The organism is Curtobacterium sp. S6 (genome assembly GCF_000710345.2).
Taxonomy (GTDB): domain Bacteria; phylum Actinomycetota; class Actinomycetes; order Actinomycetales; family Micrococcaceae; genus Rothia.
In genome coordinates, this window is sequence record NZ_JHEL01000009.1 from 102,998 (window position 1) to 118,572 (window position 15,575).

Annotated in this window: 16 protein-coding genes and 1 riboswitch; of the genes, 11 read left to right on the forward strand and 5 right to left on the reverse strand. The window is 68.1% G+C overall.

Annotated features, from left to right (window positions below):
* Nucleotides 1–481: 481 nt before the first annotated feature.
* Nucleotides 482–575, forward strand: a riboswitch (TPP riboswitch).
* From thiM to CURSPS6_RS00715, 4 genes are all read left to right on the forward strand, one after another.
* Nucleotides 566–1,402, forward strand: coding sequence for a hydroxyethylthiazole kinase (gene thiM, locus CURSPS6_RS00700; RefSeq protein ID WP_030013354.1), 837 nt, complete (start codon nucleotides 566–568; stop codon nucleotides 1,400–1,402). It overlaps the preceding riboswitch by 10 nt.
* Nucleotides 1,399–2,085 carry a thiamine phosphate synthase gene (gene thiE / locus CURSPS6_RS00705; protein ID WP_030013356.1) on the forward strand — a complete coding sequence of 229 codons (687 nt, stop codon included), beginning with the start codon at nucleotides 1,399–1,401 and terminating at the stop codon, nucleotides 2,083–2,085. Before thiM ends, thiE begins: the two co-directional genes overlap by 4 nt.
* Nucleotides 2,085–3,023 (forward strand): bifunctional hydroxymethylpyrimidine kinase/phosphomethylpyrimidine kinase, encoded by a 939-nt coding sequence (gene thiD / locus CURSPS6_RS00710; protein WP_030013358.1) that lies wholly within the window; start codon nucleotides 2,085–2,087, stop codon nucleotides 3,021–3,023. The genes thiE and thiD overlap by 1 nt, the downstream gene beginning before the upstream one ends.
* A 20-nt stretch (nucleotides 3,024–3,043) precedes the next feature.
* Nucleotides 3,044–3,733, forward strand: coding sequence for a TenA family protein (locus CURSPS6_RS00715; protein ID WP_030013359.1), 690 nt, complete (start codon nucleotides 3,044–3,046; stop codon nucleotides 3,731–3,733).
* Between the two features lie 27 nt (nucleotides 3,734–3,760).
* Here CURSPS6_RS00715 and CURSPS6_RS00720 read toward each other — a convergent pair whose 3' ends face one another.
* Both CURSPS6_RS00720 and CURSPS6_RS00725 read right to left on the reverse strand, forming a co-directional pair.
* Entirely contained in the window at nucleotides 3,761–4,222 is a 462-nt protein-coding gene (locus CURSPS6_RS00720; RefSeq protein WP_030013361.1) for a universal stress protein, read from the reverse strand.
* A 43-nt stretch (nucleotides 4,223–4,265) separates the two neighbouring features.
* Entirely contained in the window at nucleotides 4,266–5,765 is a 1,500-nt protein-coding gene (locus tag CURSPS6_RS00725) for a CitMHS family transporter (protein ID WP_030013363.1), read from the reverse strand.
* 150 nt (nucleotides 5,766–5,915) lie between these two features.
* Here CURSPS6_RS00725 and CURSPS6_RS00730 point away from each other — a divergent pair, with 150 nt between their 5' ends.
* The 6 genes from CURSPS6_RS00730 to CURSPS6_RS00755 all read left to right on the forward strand — a co-directional run bounded on the left by CURSPS6_RS00730 (nucleotide 5,916) and on the right by CURSPS6_RS00755 (nucleotide 12,063).
* Nucleotides 5,916–7,574 (forward strand): sensor histidine kinase, encoded by a 1,659-nt coding sequence (locus CURSPS6_RS00730; protein ID WP_035809885.1) that lies wholly within the window; start codon nucleotides 5,916–5,918, stop codon nucleotides 7,572–7,574.
* A complete protein-coding gene (locus CURSPS6_RS00735) occupies nucleotides 7,571–8,239 on the forward strand; it encodes a response regulator (protein ID WP_030013365.1) in 669 nt (222 codons plus the stop codon). Before CURSPS6_RS00730 ends, CURSPS6_RS00735 begins: the two co-directional genes overlap by 4 nt.
* 61 nt (nucleotides 8,240–8,300) lie before the next feature.
* On the forward strand, nucleotides 8,301–9,209 hold the full coding sequence (locus tag CURSPS6_RS00740; RefSeq protein ID WP_030013366.1) for a GDSL-type esterase/lipase family protein: 909 nt from the start codon (nucleotides 8,301–8,303) through the stop codon (nucleotides 9,207–9,209).
* A gap of 108 nt (nucleotides 9,210–9,317) precedes the next feature.
* Nucleotides 9,318–9,950: a superoxide dismutase gene (locus CURSPS6_RS00745; protein ID WP_030013367.1), complete on the forward strand. Its 633-nt coding sequence runs from the start codon at nucleotides 9,318–9,320 to the stop codon at nucleotides 9,948–9,950.
* A 156-nt stretch (nucleotides 9,951–10,106) separates the two neighbouring features.
* Entirely contained in the window at nucleotides 10,107–11,468 is a 1,362-nt protein-coding gene (locus CURSPS6_RS00750; RefSeq protein ID WP_030013368.1) for an NAD-dependent succinate-semialdehyde dehydrogenase, read from the forward strand.
* A gap of 112 nt (nucleotides 11,469–11,580) precedes the next feature.
* Entirely contained in the window at nucleotides 11,581–12,063 is a 483-nt protein-coding gene (locus CURSPS6_RS00755; RefSeq protein WP_051687457.1) for a pyridoxamine 5'-phosphate oxidase family protein, read from the forward strand.
* Between the two features lie 28 nt (nucleotides 12,064–12,091).
* Here the strand turns inward: CURSPS6_RS00755 and CURSPS6_RS00760 are convergent, their stop codons facing one another.
* Both CURSPS6_RS00760 and CURSPS6_RS00765 read right to left on the reverse strand, forming a co-directional pair.
* Nucleotides 12,092–12,904, reverse strand: coding sequence for an NUDIX hydrolase (locus tag CURSPS6_RS00760; RefSeq protein ID WP_030013372.1), 813 nt, complete (start codon nucleotides 12,902–12,904; stop codon nucleotides 12,092–12,094).
* The gene (locus CURSPS6_RS00765; RefSeq protein ID WP_030013375.1) at nucleotides 12,901–13,224 is read right to left on the reverse strand and encodes a putative quinol monooxygenase; all 324 of its coding nucleotides are present in this window, start codon (nucleotides 13,222–13,224) and stop codon (nucleotides 12,901–12,903) included. The genes CURSPS6_RS00760 and CURSPS6_RS00765 overlap by 4 nt, the downstream gene beginning before the upstream one ends.
* Before the next feature lie 154 nt (nucleotides 13,225–13,378).
* Between CURSPS6_RS00765 and CURSPS6_RS00770 the strand changes: the two genes are divergently transcribed.
* The gene (locus CURSPS6_RS00770; protein ID WP_030013377.1) at nucleotides 13,379–14,329 is read left to right on the forward strand and encodes a phosphoglycerate dehydrogenase; all 951 of its coding nucleotides are present in this window, start codon (nucleotides 13,379–13,381) and stop codon (nucleotides 14,327–14,329) included.
* Between the two features lie 9 nt (nucleotides 14,330–14,338).
* On the opposite strand, the gene CURSPS6_RS00775 is transcribed toward CURSPS6_RS00770, so the two are convergent.
* Entirely contained in the window at nucleotides 14,339–15,574 is a 1,236-nt protein-coding gene (locus CURSPS6_RS00775) for an MFS transporter (protein WP_051687458.1), read from the reverse strand.
* Nucleotide 15,575 lies beyond the last annotated feature (1 nt).

The following is a 15,575-nucleotide window of genomic DNA, read 5'->3' on the forward strand; positions in this document are numbered from 1 at the left end:
GATAACGCGCCGACGCTCCGGGCCTCGGCAGCTCCGCGACGGGCGTGAGGCCCGATATCCCGGGGGTACTGGAGGGGCCCCGCTGAACCGGGTTATCCACAGGATGGGGGATGAGCCGTCCCGGATTGTCCACCCGCTGTGCACAAAGTTATCCACAGGTGGGGAAAACCGGCGGTGCGCCGCGGCGCCGAATCGCGCAGAGCGTCGGGATAGACCGGCGTGACGGGGGAAATTACCTGGAAGTACCCGGCAAAATCCCGGGAAAATTACTTTCGATCGCCGCGTATGTGAGCCGATGCGGACGTAAATGACACCGTGGGGAGTCACAGGGATGTAAGTTCTCCACAGTGTGGATAGACCATGTGGATATCCGTGTTCGAGTGAAGGGTTTCCCCCGCGTCGTGATGTTCCGGCGGCGAGATCCCCCAAGGCTCGAGCCCGACGGCGTTAGACTCGACGGGTGAGGCGAAGAAGCCTTACCTCCAGTGACAAGGGGTGCCCGAGGCGGGCTGAGATAAGACTCTTTGAACCTGATCTAGCCAGAACTAGCGAAGGGATCGTCACCATGACGGATTCACCACGCCATCCCCACGGGGCAACAGCCGTCGTCGAGTGCGCCGAGCAGGTCCGGGCCACCGCCCCGCTCGTGCACTGCTTGACCAACGCCGTGGTCAAAGAGATCACCGCGAATGTCCTGCTGTCCATCGGCGCCTCACCCGCGATGGTCGAACATCCCGAGGAAGCCCGAATCTTTGCCGGCCTCGCGGGAGGGGTCGTCGTCAATGTCGGGACGGTCTCGGACGAACAGATCGACGCCATCCGCGCCGCCGTATCCACCGCGGGCAGCCACGGGGTCCCGTGGGTTCTGGACCCGGTCGCCGTCGGGGGCCTGCCCTTGCGCACGGACCTTGCCCGCGAGCTGGTGGGCCTCGCACCCAGCGCGATCCGCGGAAACCCCAGCGAGATCGTCGCCCTCGCCGGCCTGGGTCAGGGCGGCCGTGGCGTTGACTCGACCGACACCGTCGAGGCCGCCGAAGACGCGGCCCTCGCGCTCGCCGAGAAGACCGGCGGGGTCGTCGCCGTCTCGGGGGAGCGGGACTTGATCGTTTCCTCGGGACGCGTGACGCGCCTGAGGAGCGGGCATGCCCTGATGCCGCTCGTGATCGGCACCGGATGTTCCCTGGGCGCCGCCGTCGCCGCGTATCTCGGGGCCGCGCGGCCGGTCGGACTGAGCGACCACGACGCGGTTCTCGCCGCCCACGCCCACCTCGGGGCGGCGGGCACCCTGGCGGGCCGCGTCGCCGAGGGCCCGGGCACCTTCCGTACCCAGTGGATCGATGCCCTCTACACCCTCTCGCCGGCCGCGATCGCGCGGGTCGTCGAGATTGAGGACGTCGCGTGATCGCCCCCGGGACGGACCTTTCGCTGTACTTCGTGTCCGACACCCGGTTGTGCGGCGGCGTCGACGAGACCGCGCGGGTGGTCTACGAGGCGGTCATGGGCGGCGTCGGCGTGGTGCAGGTCAGGGACAAGGAGCTCGACGACCAAGGCTTCGCCCGGTTGGCCCGCGCGTGCGCCGACGCGGTGCGCCGCGCCGGCGAGGACTCGGGCCGGGCGGCCCGGACGGTCGTGAACGACCGGCTGTCGATCGCGGCCGATCTGGGACTCGACGTTCACGTGGGCCAGTCCGACGCCGCGGCCAGGCGGGCCAGGCAGGTTCTCGGGGAGTCCGCGATGATCGGGCTGTCCGTCTCGACCCCGGAACAGGCCCGCGACGCCGTGGCGGAAGGCCACGCCGACCTCCTGGGGATCGGTCCGGCCTGGGCGACCCCGACCAAGACCGACGCCGCCGCTCCCCTCGGTCCCGACGGCGTGGCCGAGTGCGCGCACATCGCCCGGGCCGGGGGGCTCGCGAGCGTGGTCATCGGGGGAGTCAACCCCGAGACGGCCCGATCTCTGGCGGGAGTGCCCGCCGACGGGCTGTGCGTGGTTTCGGCGATCGCCTCCGCGCCGAATCCGCGGAGCGCCGCCGCCGAACTGTTGGAGATTTCACGCCGGACCCTCGAACCGAAAGGACGTCACTGATGCGCCCACCCATCGCCATGACCATCGCCGGATCGGACCCTTCCGGGGGCGCCGGAATCCAGGCAGACCTCAAGACCTTTTCGGCCCTCGGGGCCTACGGCTGCGCCTGCATCACGTCACTGACGTGCCAGAACACCCTCGGCGTGCGGGGGGTCCACGGCATCGGGGCCGACGTCGTCGCCTCTCAGGTCGAGTCGGTCATCGACGACCTGCCCGTGGATGCGACCAAGATCGGCATGCTGGGCACCGCGGAGATCGTCCGGGCCCTGGCGCGCCTTATCGAGGATCGTCGGTCGGAGTTCGGCACCGTGATCCTCGACCCCGTCATGGTCGCGACCAGCGGGGATCCCCTCCTGAGCGACGACGCGGATGCGGCCCTCCGCGAAGAGCTCGTGCCGCTCGCGGACGTCATCACGCCGAACCTCCCGGAGGCCGCCCGGCTCCTGGGACGCCCGGAGGACGTGGCCGATACCCTCGCCCGGGTCCGCGAGCAGGCCACGGAGTTGCTCGGCCTCGGGCCCCGTGCGGTTCTTCTCAAGGGCGGTCACCTGGACGACGCCCAGGCCGTCGACGTGCTGGCCATCAACCCGACCTGGAGCCCGGGCCACGGCGGATTCGACGGGGAGCCGGTCCTCTCCGAATTCGCCGCCCCGCGCGTGACCACGCGAAACACGCACGGCACGGGGTGCACGCTGTCCTCCGCGATCGCCGCCTACGCCGCGCGGGACTCGGCCCGCCTGGCGGAACACCGCGACGACGCATCGGCCGGACGCCCCGCCGAGCCTCATCCGTTGCGGGACGCGGCCTTGAGCGAGGCCGTGCGCCACGGAAAGTCGTACCTGACCGCGGCCCTGGAAGAAGGGGCGTCGTGGACCCTGTCCCGAACCCCAGAGCGCGGGCACGGTCCCGTGGATCACTTCGCCCACACCGTGCGGTGACAAGAGAGGAAAGGCCGAGCATGAACGAGACCATCTGGCGGACCGGGCCCTTCACCGGCCGGTTGTGGAGCGACGCCGCGGAGATCCTGGCCAGGGTCGGGGAGCTGAGGTTCCTCGCCGAGCTGGCGGACGGGACCCTGGACCCGGGCGTCTTTGTGCACTACATCCAGCAGGACGAGTTCTACCTCGCCAATTATTCCCGGGCCATGGCGGTCCTGGCCTCGCGGGCGCCGACGAGCGACGCCGCGGAGTTCTGGGCGGGAAGCGCGAGCAGCGCCGTCGCGGAGGAGAAGATTCTCCACGAGCAGCTCCTGGGCGACGAGCGCCTGAGTGGGCACAGCGTCCCGGAGGTTCCCTCGGCAACGACCCGCGGTTACATGTACACGCTCCTGGCGGCCTGCGCCTACGAGCCCTACGAGGTCGGGGCCGCGGCCGTCCTGCCGTGCTTCTGGATCTACGCCGACGTGGGCCGGAGGCTCGCCGGGCGGGCCACCGAGATCGCGGATCACCCGTATGGGCAGTGGGTCATGGAATATGGCGACCCGGCCTTCGCGGAGGCGACCCAGCGGGCCATCGACGTGGTCGAAGAGGCCGCGGCGGCGGCCACCGAACCCGTGCGTGAGCGGATGCGCGAGGTCTTCTTGGATGCCTCGCGCTACGAAGAGCTGTTCTGGGACGCGGCGCACCGGCGGGAGAGCTGGAGCCTCTGACCCGCCGGTGCCGTGAGCGCCGCGGTGCTATTTGACGGTCAGGACGGGACACTCCGCCTCGAGGATCACGCGCTGGGCGCTCGATCCCAGGAAGAGCTTCATGACCGGCGAGCGACGCCGCGTGGCCAGCACGATCAGCGACGCGTGATGCTCCGCGGCCAGGTCCAGGACCTGCTCGGCGACGTCGCTGCCCGCGCGCTGGATCTCGAATTCCAGGCCGGCCTCGATGATCTGCAAGGAGATCTCCTTGACCTGATCGATCCGGCCGCTCGCGGGGGCGGCCGTGGTGTCGGTCGCGTACACGACGACCCGCAACGCGGCCTTGTGCCGTTCGGCGGCGGCGATCGCCTCCTTCATAACCTGGGGGCTGGCGTCCGTCCGGTAGCCCACCACGATGCTCCGGGCCGCCCGGTCGATGGCCTGGGATGACGAGACCCTCAGCGAGGGCTCCGCGCTACGGCGAATGGGCTTCGAGTAGAAGTCGGTCATGATGTTTTCCTCCCGGAGGGTTTCGGTTCCGTCCCGTACTCGATCATGCGTGGCCGATGGCGATCACGCCGACCAGCACGCCGACGGCGAGCATCACCAGTGCGACGATCAACGCGCGCCAGAGAACCTTCTTGTGATGGTCGCCCAGCTCAACGCCCGAGAGCGAGACCAGCAACAGGATCGCGGGGACCAGCGGCGACTGCAGGTGGACCGGCTGGCCCGTGATCGAGGCGCGGGCCATATCCGTCGCGGGGATCCCGTAGTGAGCTGCGGTTTCGGACAGGACCGGCAAGATGCCGAAGTAGAAGGCGTCGTTGCTCATGAAGAACGTCATCGGGATGGACAGCACGCCGGTGATGACGGCCATGTACGGCCCCAGGGCCGGCGGGATGATGTCGACGAGCCACGAGGCCATGTGATCGACCATTCCCGTTCCGCTCATGACGCCCGTCAGGACGCCCGCGGCCATGACCATCGCGACCACGGAGATCACGGAGGTCGCGTGGGAGGCCAGCTCTTCCTGCTGTTCCTTGACGCCGCGGAAGTTGACCAGCAGGGCCAAGACGGTACCGATCATGAACAGGTACGGCAGGGGAAGAATATCGGCGATCAACAGGACCATGATCGCGACCGTGAGGACGAGGTTGAACCAGAACAGGTGCGGCCGCAGGGTCGCGCGGTTGGGGTCCAAGGCGGTGTCGGTGAGCGCCGAGGTGGTCTTGCCTTCGTCCTCGAACTGGTTGATGACCAGGGCCTGGGTCGCCGGTCCCGCGGTCTCGGAGCCGGCCGGGGCGGCGTCGTCGGAGCCCTCGGTGCGGGCGGCCACGGATGCGGCGATCGAGCCCCCGCGCTTGCCGGAGCCTCCGCGGTTGCCGGACTCGGCCTGGGAATCTTCCGTCGAGGGGTCGTTGACCCACGCCACGCCCTTGGCGAGCAGGCGGCGACGCTCGGACTTACCCAACAGGTAGGAGAAGAACAGGGCCACGATCAACCCGACGATCAGCGAGGGGACCATGGGGGCAAAGATCGAGTTGGCGTCGATATGCAGGGCCGACGCCGCGCGGGCCGTCGGCCCGCCCCAGGGGACGATGTTCAACGTGCCGTTGATCAGGCCCGCGACGCAGGTCAGCACCACCGGCGACATCTGCAGGCGCTGATAGATCGGCAACATGGCAGCGGTGACCACGATGAACGTCGTGGAGCCGTCGCCGTCGAGCGAGACCGCGCCGGTCAGCAGCGCGGTGCCAAAGACGACCTTGACCGGGTCGTTGCCGCAGAATCGAAGGATCACCTCGACGAGCTTGTCGAACAACCCCACGTCGATCATGATGCCGAAATAGATGATCGCGAACAGCAGCAGGGCCGCGGTGGAGGACATGGACTCGATCGCGTCCATGACCATGTCTCCGATGCCGAGCCCCGCCCCGGCGAAGAGGCCGAAGATCGTGGGGATCAGAATGAGCGCCAAGACGGGCGAGAGTTTTTTGGTCATGATCAGGGCCATGAAGACCAGAATCATGACGAATCCGAGAAGGACGATCACGGGCTTCTCCTTCGAAGTGAATTGTGATGCGGGATACACCTTAGGGAAGTCTGGGAGTTTCGCGCTCCCTTGTGCTCACAGATCCCGTTCTGATCATTGATCGCCTTATGCGCATTTTGCTCATGGCCCGTGCGCGCTTAGGCTGATCGCATGCCCCGCCCTTCGGATTCCTTCTCGCGTCGCGTGCTCACGAGCCAGCTGGCCGTGATCATCGTCGTGCTCACCCTGGCGGCGGTCATCTTCTCGTGGCTCGGCATCCGCAATGTCACGGACACCACCGAAACCCAGGCGCTCGCGATCGCGCGAACCCTCTCGACGGACAGCGTCGTGACCCAGGCGGCGACCGACGCCAGCGCGCGGGGCATCTCCCCGGACACGGCCCGAACCTCGGACGTGCAGAAACTCGCGATGGAGACCGGCGCGAGAAATTCCGTGGACTTCGTGGTGGTCACCGATGACCGGGGGCTGCGCCTGGCCCATCCGGAGCCTTCGCTGATCGGCAAGAAGGTCTCGACCTCTCCCGACGCCGCCCTCGCCGGGCACGAGGAGATCACCCACCAAGCGGGGACCCTCGGTGAGACCGTGCGGGCCAAGGTCCCGGTGTACTCCTCGACGGGGGACGGGACGGTCGTCGGCGAGGTATCGGTCGGGATCCGCACCTCGGCGGTCGGCGCGGACGTGCGCCGGGAGGTCCTGGCGATCGGCGGTCTCGCGGCGGCGGCGCTCGCGGTCGGCGTCGTGGCCTCGATCGCGTTGGGGCGCCGGCTCAAGCGGCAGACCCTGGGGATCGGCCCGGAAGAACTCAGCCAGATGGCGCAACATCAGGAAGCGGTGCTCAGGGGCCTGGACGACGGCGTCCTCGGCTTCTCCCCGGACGGGGAGCTTACCTTGACCAATCAGACCGCCCGCCGACTCCTGGGCCAGGACGCGGTCACCGATCTGGCCTCGGTCCCCGAGGAGATACGTCGCATGGTCGCGGAGGTCCTCGGCGGGGACCACGGCGACGACACCGCCCTGCGCCGCCGCATCGCCGTGGCCGACCGGATCCTGTTGGCGACCGCGGTGCAGGTGCGTCGCGGCGGGATGTCGGTCGGGGGCGTGGTGACCCTGCGCGACGAAACCCAGGTGCTGACGATGTCCCGTCAGCTCGCCTCGGTCACGACGATGGCCGACGCCCTGCGCGCCCAGCGCCACGAGTTCGCGAATCGGTTGCACACCGTCATGGGCCTGGTCGGCACCGGAGCTTACGGCGAGGCCGAGAGTTATCTGGGCGAGATCCTGCGGACCGGCCCGATCGGCGCGCCCATCCAGGGCGTCGAGCTGGTCGACGACCCCTATCTGCGGGCGCTCATCGAGGCCAAGGGGACCACCGCGGCCGAGTCCGGCGTGGACCTGAGGGTCGCGGAGGATTCGCTGGTCCTAGGCCGGGTGCGCGATCCCGAGGACGTCACCCTGATCCTCGGGAACCTCATCGATAACGCGGTGCGCGCCGTCGCCCAATGCGATGCGGTCTCGCGGGTCGTGGAGATCCAGCTGCTGAGCGACCGCTCCGCGTTGCACGCCGTGGTCACGGACACCGGCCCGGGCATCGCCTCGGAGGAGGCCGGGGAGGCGGCCTTCGAGGAGGGGATGAGCGGCGCGGGAGCCCCCGATGCCGACGGCCACGGCCTGGGCATCGGACTCGCGCTGTGCCGCCGCGTCGCGGGCCGCCACGGCGGGCGGGTGTGGCTGCTGGCCCGCCACGACGACCGGCTCGGCGGGGCGAGCTTCGGCGTCATTTTGCCCGATGTCTTGGAGGAGAAGGAATGATCACGGTTCTGGTGCTCGACGACGATCTGTACGTCGGCCAATTGCATTGTCAGTACGTCGCCGAGATCCCGGAGTTCCGGGTGCTCGAGCCGGTCCGGGACGTGCGCTCCGCGCGGGAGGTGCTCGCCCGTGAGGAAGTGGACCTGCTGCTGGTCGATCACGTGCTGCCCGACGGGCGCGGCGTGGACGTGATCAAGGAATGGGATGTCGACGCGATCATGCTCTCGGCGGTGACCGATGCGTCGCTCGTGCGCTCGGCGCTGCGGGCGGGGGCCCTGACCTACGTCTTCAAACCCTTCGAGGCCGCTCATCTCCAGGGGGTTCTTCGCCGGTACGCGAGGTATCGCCGCATGTGGGAGAAGGATCGATTGTCACAGGCCGACCTCGATCGTGCGCTCCGGGTCCTGCACGACGCGTCGGGCGCGGGCCCCCGAAGCGTCGCGGCGGGCTCCTCGACCACGTCCAAGGTCCTCGAGTGCCTCCGCGACCGCGGCGGCGTGCTCTCCGCGGTCGAGGTCGCCGATGCCGTGGGAATCTCACGGGCCACCGCCCAGCGTCACCTGGCCAAGCTGGCCGAGACCCGGGCCGCGACCGTTAGCCTGCACTACGGGTCCACGGGCCGCCCGGAACACCTCTACGGGGCCGCCGCGGAGGCGGAATCCTGATTGACCTGCGGCGACGGTGAGTCCGTGCCACGGCCCGCGAAATTTCGCTACTGTGTCGATCATGCACCGACTTTTCTCCTACGGGACCCTCCAGAATCCGCGCGTCCAGACCCAGCTCTTCGGTGGCGATGTGCCCTCCTCGCCCGCCCGTCTGCCGGGATTCGTCGTCCGGGATCTCGAGATCACGGATCCGGCCGTGGTCGAGCTGAGCGGCACCGACCGGCACCCGAGCCTGGTCCGCCGCATCGAGGATTCGGTGGAGGGGGTCCTCCTGGAGCTCGACGACGAGCAACTGGCCGCCGCGGACCGCTACGAGGTCTCCGACTACGTGCGCCGAGAGGTCCTGCTGGCCGACGGCTCGCCGTGCTGGGCCTACGTGCCCGCGACCCCACTGGCGGCGGCCCAGCGCGTGGTGGTGGGCGGGGACTCCATCGCCTATGGTCAGCACGATCCCGAGGGCGGCTGGAGCGGGAGGTTCGCTCGCGAGATGCACGCCTACGCGGACCCCGATCGCCGCTGGTTTAACCTGGCGATCCCCGGTATCACCCTGGTCGAGATCGCCGAACAGTTGCCCGCTGAACTTCCGTGGCGGCGCCCGGACACCGTGCTCCTCGCGGCCGGCGTCAACGACATGGCCCGCCCGCTCGACGGCCCTCAACCCAACCCCGACATCGAGTCCGCCCTGGAGACCATCCGCCGGTCCTGCGCCGCCCTGGGCGCGCGGTTGGTCGTCATCAGCCCCATCTGGCTGGATGAGACCCGCAGGACCACGGTCGGCGGGATGCAGTCGACCGTCAAGGCCGTTCACAGCGCCGTGGAGCGCCAGCGGGCGTGGTGTCAGGAACGGCACATCGACTTCGTCGACGCCTGGGACGCCGTGCGCGACCGGCCCGACCTGCTCGGCGACGGCCTCCATCCGTCCGCGGAAGGGCACCGCGTCCTCCACGATTACCTGCGCGACCGCTTATAACGTCACTTCCGCTGGCGGCGGAAGTTATGACGTTTTCCTGGATGACGTTCGGAGCGCGGTGTTAAGGTCGAAGCGGATCTATTAGCTGGATCACCGAAAGGAATGGTTATGGCTGACCAGTACGTACTCCCCGATCTTCCCTACGATTACGCGGCTCTCGAGCCCAATATCTCGGCTCGCATCATGGAGCTGCACCACGACAAGCACCACGCGACCTACGTCAAGGGCGCGAACACGGCGCTTCAGAAGCTGGAAGAGGCCCGCTCCGCAGGCGACCTCACCTACGTGAACCAGCTCGAGAAGGACCTCGCCTTCAACCTGGGTGGTCACACCAACCACTCGATCTTCTGGAACAACCTGTCGCCGGACGGAGGCGACAAGCCGACCGGTGAGCTCGCCGCCGCGATCGACGACTTCTTCGGTTCCTTCGATGCCTTCCAGAAGCAGTTCACCGCAACTGCCACCGGCATCCAGGGCTCCGGCTGGGCCGTCCTCGCGTGGGACGCCATCGGAGAGCGCCTGAACATGTTCCAGCTCTACGATCAGCAGGCAGGCAACGTCCCGCTGGGCCAGACCCCGATCTTGCAGCTGGATATGTGGGAGCACGCCTTCTACCTCGATTACCAGAACGTCAAGCCGGACTACGTCAAGGCATTCTGGAACATCGCCAACTGGGCCGACGCCCAGGCACGTTTCGACCGTGCTCGTCAGCAGACGAAGGGCCTCATCGTCCCCAACTAAGGACGAGTCGGTTCCCGACGTACGAAGCCCCGCGCCGTGAACGGCGCGGGGCTTCGTCGCGTCTCGGGTCGTCTCTCATGATGAACGGCTGTGGAAAGGCGTGCCCAAAGCGGGAAGAGTCGTGGCATTACCCCAAGACACATCCCGAGGAGCTGCATGTACGCGATCATTAACCCCGCCAGCGGTCAGACCGTTCGGGAATTCGACGCCGCCACGAGCGACGAGATCGAATTCGCCCTGGGAACCCTCCATAACGGCTATCGCGCCAATCGTCACGCGACCCCGGAGGAACGATCCGCGGCGCTGTTGAAGGCCGCCGAGCTTTTCCGGGAACGTTCCGAGGAATTGGCGGCCGTGATCACTCAGGAGATGGGCAAACGCCACGCGGATGCGACGGGAGAGATCGAGATCGTCGCCCGCATCTTCGAGTACTACGGCACCAAGGGCCCCGAGATGCTCGCGGAACGCCCGGTGGAAGACTCCACCCAGAACGACGTCATTCAGTACCGCCCGACCGGCGTGATCCTCGGGGTCATGCCCTGGAACTATCCGCTGTACCAGCTCGCCCGCATCGCCGCGCCGAACCTGGTCCTGGGCAACGCGGTGCTCATCAAACCGGCGTCCTCGACCCCGGCCTCCGGGCTGGCCTTCGCCGACGTCCTCGACGCCGCCGGGCTCGGCTCGGACGTGTACCGCACCCTCCTGGTAGACAGCGGGGATATCGAGGGCATCATCCGCGACCCGCGTGTCGCGGGGGTTTCGCTCACGGGCAGCGAGGCCGCGGGCGCCACGGTGGCCAAGGTCGCCGGCGAGGAACTCAAGAAGGTGGTCCTCGAGCTGGGCGGTTCCGACCCCTTCATCGTGCTCGACGAGGAGAATATCGACGACATCGCCGCGTTGGCGGTCGAAGCGCGCATGGAAAACATGGGTCAGGCCTGCAACTCGCCCAAACGATTCATCGTCATGGAAGAGGCCTATGCCCCGTTCGTCGCCTCGGTCAAGCGCGCTCTCGAGGGCGACTACCGGCCGGGAGATCCGCAGGATCCCGCGACGACCCTCGGCCCGCTCTCCTCGGAGTCGGCCCGGGAGACCATCGCGGATCAGGTGGACCGGGCGGTGGCTCAGGGCGCCACCCTCGAGACCGGCGGGCATCGCCTGGACCGAGAGGGCTTCTATTACGCGCCGACCCTCCTGACCGGCGTCACCCCGGAGATGGACGTCTACCACGAGGAGCTCTTCGGGCCGGTCGTGGTGGTGCACTCGGCGAACAGCGACGAAGAGTGCATCCGGATCGCCAACGACTCCGTGTTTGGCCTCGGCGGCGCCGTCTTCGGCGGGGATCCCGAGCGGGCCGAGGCGGTCGGCGAGGGCCTCGAGGTGGGGATGGTCTCGATCAATGTTCCCGGGGGAACCGATGCCGAATTGCCGTTCGGCGGGGTCAAGAGGTCGGGCAATGGCCGCGAACTCGGGCGGCTGGGCATCGTCGAATTCGCCAATCAGCGACTTTTCCGGGCGTGACCAAGCCCGCGGACGCGATGTTCGCGGCGTCGTTGGCATCGGTGGCGCGACCCGGAGAAAATGGGAGGGACGGGCCTGCCAGCCTAGAGCCCGCGCTGTGGAAGGAACTGACATGAGCGAACTGACGCTGGAGACGATCGTCGAGATCATGCGGAGCGAGCGATTCGTGATGATGACCTCGGTGTCCCGGGACGACGGACGCCTGCACTCGCACCCGATGACCCCGCAGTTGGTCACGGACGACGCCGAGGTGTGGTTCTTCATCGGGTTGGACGGCGGTCAGGCCGACGACATCGACAAGAATCCCGAGATCAACCTCTCCTTCGCGGAGGTGGGCTCGTGGTTGTCGGTCTCGGGGCACGTTCAGTTCGAGAACTCCAACCGGGCCATGATCGACCGCTTGTGGACCGACAGCACGGCCGCGTGGTTCGAGGGCGGTAAGGAAGATCCCCAACTGGGCCTGATGCGCTTTGTGGGCGAGTCGGCACAACTCTGGGGGAATCCGAGCGGCAGGATCGCCTCGGTCGCGGAGATCGCGCGGACCAAACTCACCGACGGTGCGGCGGAAGGACCGGCCGGGGCGATCGAGCTCTGATCGGCCCGCTCGCGTCCGGCGCCCGGGCCTACGTCGCCTCGCCCCGCTTGACGGCGGCGTCGTGGGCGGCGGCCCGATACATGCCCAGGGGGCCCTGATCCGCGAAGGCCTGGGTGTGGTCGTAACGGAAGAGCCGGGGCGGCCGGTGGCGGGTGCCCTCGATGCGCTTTCCGGTGTCGATGATGCTCTTCGACGCCGCTATCTGCCGCCGGAAATTGGCGGGGTCGAGCCTGCGCCCGAGGATCGCCTCGTAGACCTCGCGCAACTCGGCGAGGGTGAACTCCTCGCCCAGGAATGAGTGGGCGATCCGGGAGTATTCGACCTTGTTCTTGAGCCGGTACAGGGCGTAGTCGACGATCTCGTTGTGGTCGAAAGCCAGCCGCGGCAGGGCGTCGGCCCGCATCCACTGGATGTTCTCGTGCACCCGGGTGTGCCCGACCTCGGTGGCCGGGATCGAGGCCCAGTAGACCACCGACACCACGCGCTCGCAGGGAGGGGTCACGGCCTCGGAAGCTTCGTCCTCGGGGCCTGACGTCCGGTGAACGCGCCCGAAGGCGTAGAGCTGTTCCAGGTATCCCGGAACGAGGCCGGTGGCCCGCTCGAGCGTCGAGCCGGCGGATTTTTCCAGGGAAAGATCCGGCGAGAGGGGGCCTCCCGGCAGAGCGAACATGCCCCGGTAGGGTTCACGCAACCGGCGGACCAGGGGCAACCACAGGGAGTGGTGTTCGTCGTCGCCGTCCTGGCGCATCGCGAAAATGACGGTCGAGACGGCCAGCTGCACGGAACCGTGCTGCCGAGCGGGGTCCACGGGCCGATCGTCGACCGGCTCCGGCTGGATCATTGGTCGATCTGCAATTCGCCCATGAGATCCCAGTCGTCGCCCTCGATCTGGCGGGACAAGATCTTGGGGGTTTCGACGAGGTGCGGGCGCATGGCCTCGAGACCCTTGGCGAAGTGATCGCTCGAGACGTGAGCCTCCGCGGCGTCGTCGTCGAACGCCTCGATCAGCACGTATTCCTGCGGATCTTCGACGTTGCGGGACCACTGGAACCACTTATTTCCGGGCTCGGCCCGGGTGGCCTCGGTGAATTCGCGAGTGATGCTGGGAAACGCGTCTGCCGAATCCGCGGTGACGTGAAATTTCACGATGATGGAAATCAACGGGTACCTCCGTGAACGCTGAGTCAGTGCCTCTATGGTGTCACACCCGGAAGCCGGGGGCCGGTGGCAAGATGGGTTAAGCGCCCCCTCGGGCTTTTCGGCCCGCGTTCCGTACATTGGTGGGCAGAAGCCCCGCGAACCTCAGGAGAATCCCGTGAAAATTCTGTTGCCCACGTCCGTGACGATCGACGCCGAACAGTTGCCGCTTGGCGAGGACGACGTCGCCGTCTCCTACGATCCGAAGTCCCCGATCCCGGACGAGCACACGGACGCCGAGGTCCTTGTGGCCTGGGTCAACACCGATGATCAGCTCGCGGATGCGGCCCGACGCATGACCAACCTGCGCCTGATCCAGGCGCTGGCGGCCGGACCGGACCAGGTCGCGAAGGCCGGGTTCGGGGACGAGGTGGTCATCTGTTCGGGCATCGGCCTGCACGACCGGACGGTATCGGAGCACACGTTGGCCCTGACGCTGGCGCTCGTGCGATCCCTGCCCGAGCTCGGCGAGCTTCAGAAGCGGCACGTCTGGTCCCGTGAACTGGGCGGACCGCAGGAGCTTCACCCCGCGGGACCGGTCACGACGTTGCTCGACGCGCAGGTGACCATCTGGGGATTCGGTTCCATTGGGGCGAGTGTTGCCGGGCTCTTCGAGGCTCTCGGCGCCAAGGTCTCCGGGATCGCGCGTTCGACCGGTCAACGGCACGGGTACAACGTGGTCGCCACCGAGGAGAAGGACGAGCTGCTGGCCCGCACCGACGTGCTCGTGATGATTCTGCCCAATTCCGAGGCGACTCAGGGGGCCCTCGACGCCGAGGTGCTCGCGACCTTGCCCGATACCGCGTACGTCGTCAACGTGGGCCGCGGGCCGACGGTCGACGAGACCGCCCTGATTCAGGCCCTGACCGACGGGGGAATCGCCGGCGCGGCCATCGACGTCACCAGCCAGGAGCCCCTGCCCGAGGGTGATCCCCTGTGGGATGCGCCGAACCTGATCATCACGCCGCACTCGGCGGGTGGCCGGCCGGTCGGCGCGGAGGAGCTGATCGGTCACAATCTGCTGGCCCTCAGGGGCCAGGGCGAATATCGCAACGCGATGACCGCGTAGCGGGGGCCGTTACGCGGTGATCTGCCGCGGATCCCGGGTGGCCTGGGGAAGGTGCTTGCGGTAGAAGGTCAGGACGATGCCGACGCACACAGCGGCCAGCACGCCGCCCCCGATGAACATCCACGGGTAGGTGAGCCAGGAGTGGAGCACGGCCAGCGCGGCCGGGATGAAGAAGCCGAGATAGGTCAGCGAGTAGTACACCGCGCTCAGCCCGGCGAGATCGTGGGGACCCGCGATCCGCTGGACCTCCTGGAGGCCCGAGACCAGCAGGAGCCCGTACGCGCTTCCCAAGAGGGCCGCGGCCAAGACCGCGATCCACGGATTGACGGTCGCGGCGGCCCACGCGGCGCAGGCCATCGCGGGGACGGCCACGGCCAGCGAGACCACGACCCCTCGGGCCGAGTCGGCGTTGTCGATCTTCTTGCCCACCTGCTGCAGGATCAGGCCGCAGCCGAGGCCGATTAGGCAGAGCAAGCCCGAGAAGCCGACGTCGAAACCGGCGGTCCGCGAGCCCATCAGCCCGGGCAAAATCGCGTACGCGCTACCGGCGCACCCGAAGACCCAGGGGGCCATCGGAACGACGACCCACAGGAAGCGGCGATGTTTGGCGGTGGGGATGCGCAGGTCCTCGACGAGACGCGCCGGCTCGACCTGGCGGGCGTGCGTCTCGGGGGTCATGGCCGCAGCGATCAGCCCGGCCAGCGCCACCAGAATGTGCACCAGGTACGGGAGGGTGGCCTGGAAGGGCGCGTACTGCGCCAGCGCGGCGGCGACCGCGGCGCCCAGCCCGAAACCGGCGGTCAGGGACATCGACGCCCGCCGCGCGCCCGCGGTCTCGTCGGCCCGGGTGTCGTACGGCGCCGCGGACAGCTCCTTGATCCACGAACCGCCGACCACCATGCCGAGCCCCAGGCCGACCCCGGAGAAGATCCGTCCGATGAACAGCACCGCGGGGTTGCCGGCGCCGAGGATGAGCAGCACCGAGGCCACCAGGGCCAGGGCGGGGGCCGGCAACATGAGTGGGCGTCGGCCGAATCGATCCGAGAGGGGCCCGCCGATGAGCAGAGCGGGAACGATGCCGAGGACGTAGGCACCGAGAAGCACGTCGACCGCCCCGGTCGAGAGGCCGTCCAGATTTTTATACATGATCAGCAACGGGGTGAATTGGTTGCCGCCCCAAGCCACCGCAAAGATCGAGATCGTGGCGAGCAGCCAGGGTGGGGCGAATCGCTTCTGCGAAGGCACA

Coding starts and splice junctions, on each gene's coding strand:
- thiM (WP_030013354.1), top strand. CDS start 566: ATGACGGATTCACCACGCCATCCCCACGGGGCAACAGCCGTCGTCGAG.
- thiD (WP_030013358.1), top strand. CDS start 2,085: ATGCGCCCACCCATCGCCATGACCATCGCCGGATCGGACCCTTCCGGG.
- CURSPS6_RS00715 (WP_030013359.1), top strand. CDS start 3,044: ATGAACGAGACCATCTGGCGGACCGGGCCCTTCACCGGCCGGTTGTGG.
- CURSPS6_RS00720 (WP_030013361.1), bottom strand. CDS start 4,222: ATGACCGACTTCTACTCGAAGCCCATTCGCCGTAGCGCGGAGCCCTCG.
- CURSPS6_RS00730 (WP_035809885.1), top strand. CDS start 5,916: ATGCCCCGCCCTTCGGATTCCTTCTCGCGTCGCGTGCTCACGAGCCAG.
- CURSPS6_RS00735 (WP_030013365.1), top strand. CDS start 7,571: ATGATCACGGTTCTGGTGCTCGACGACGATCTGTACGTCGGCCAATTG.
- CURSPS6_RS00740 (WP_030013366.1), top strand. CDS start 8,301: ATGCACCGACTTTTCTCCTACGGGACCCTCCAGAATCCGCGCGTCCAG.
- CURSPS6_RS00745 (WP_030013367.1), top strand. CDS start 9,318: ATGGCTGACCAGTACGTACTCCCCGATCTTCCCTACGATTACGCGGCT.
- CURSPS6_RS00750 (WP_030013368.1), top strand. CDS start 10,107: ATGTACGCGATCATTAACCCCGCCAGCGGTCAGACCGTTCGGGAATTC.
- CURSPS6_RS00755 (WP_051687457.1), top strand. CDS start 11,581: ATGAGCGAACTGACGCTGGAGACGATCGTCGAGATCATGCGGAGCGAG.
- CURSPS6_RS00760 (WP_030013372.1), bottom strand. CDS start 12,904: ATGATCCAGCCGGAGCCGGTCGACGATCGGCCCGTGGACCCCGCTCGG.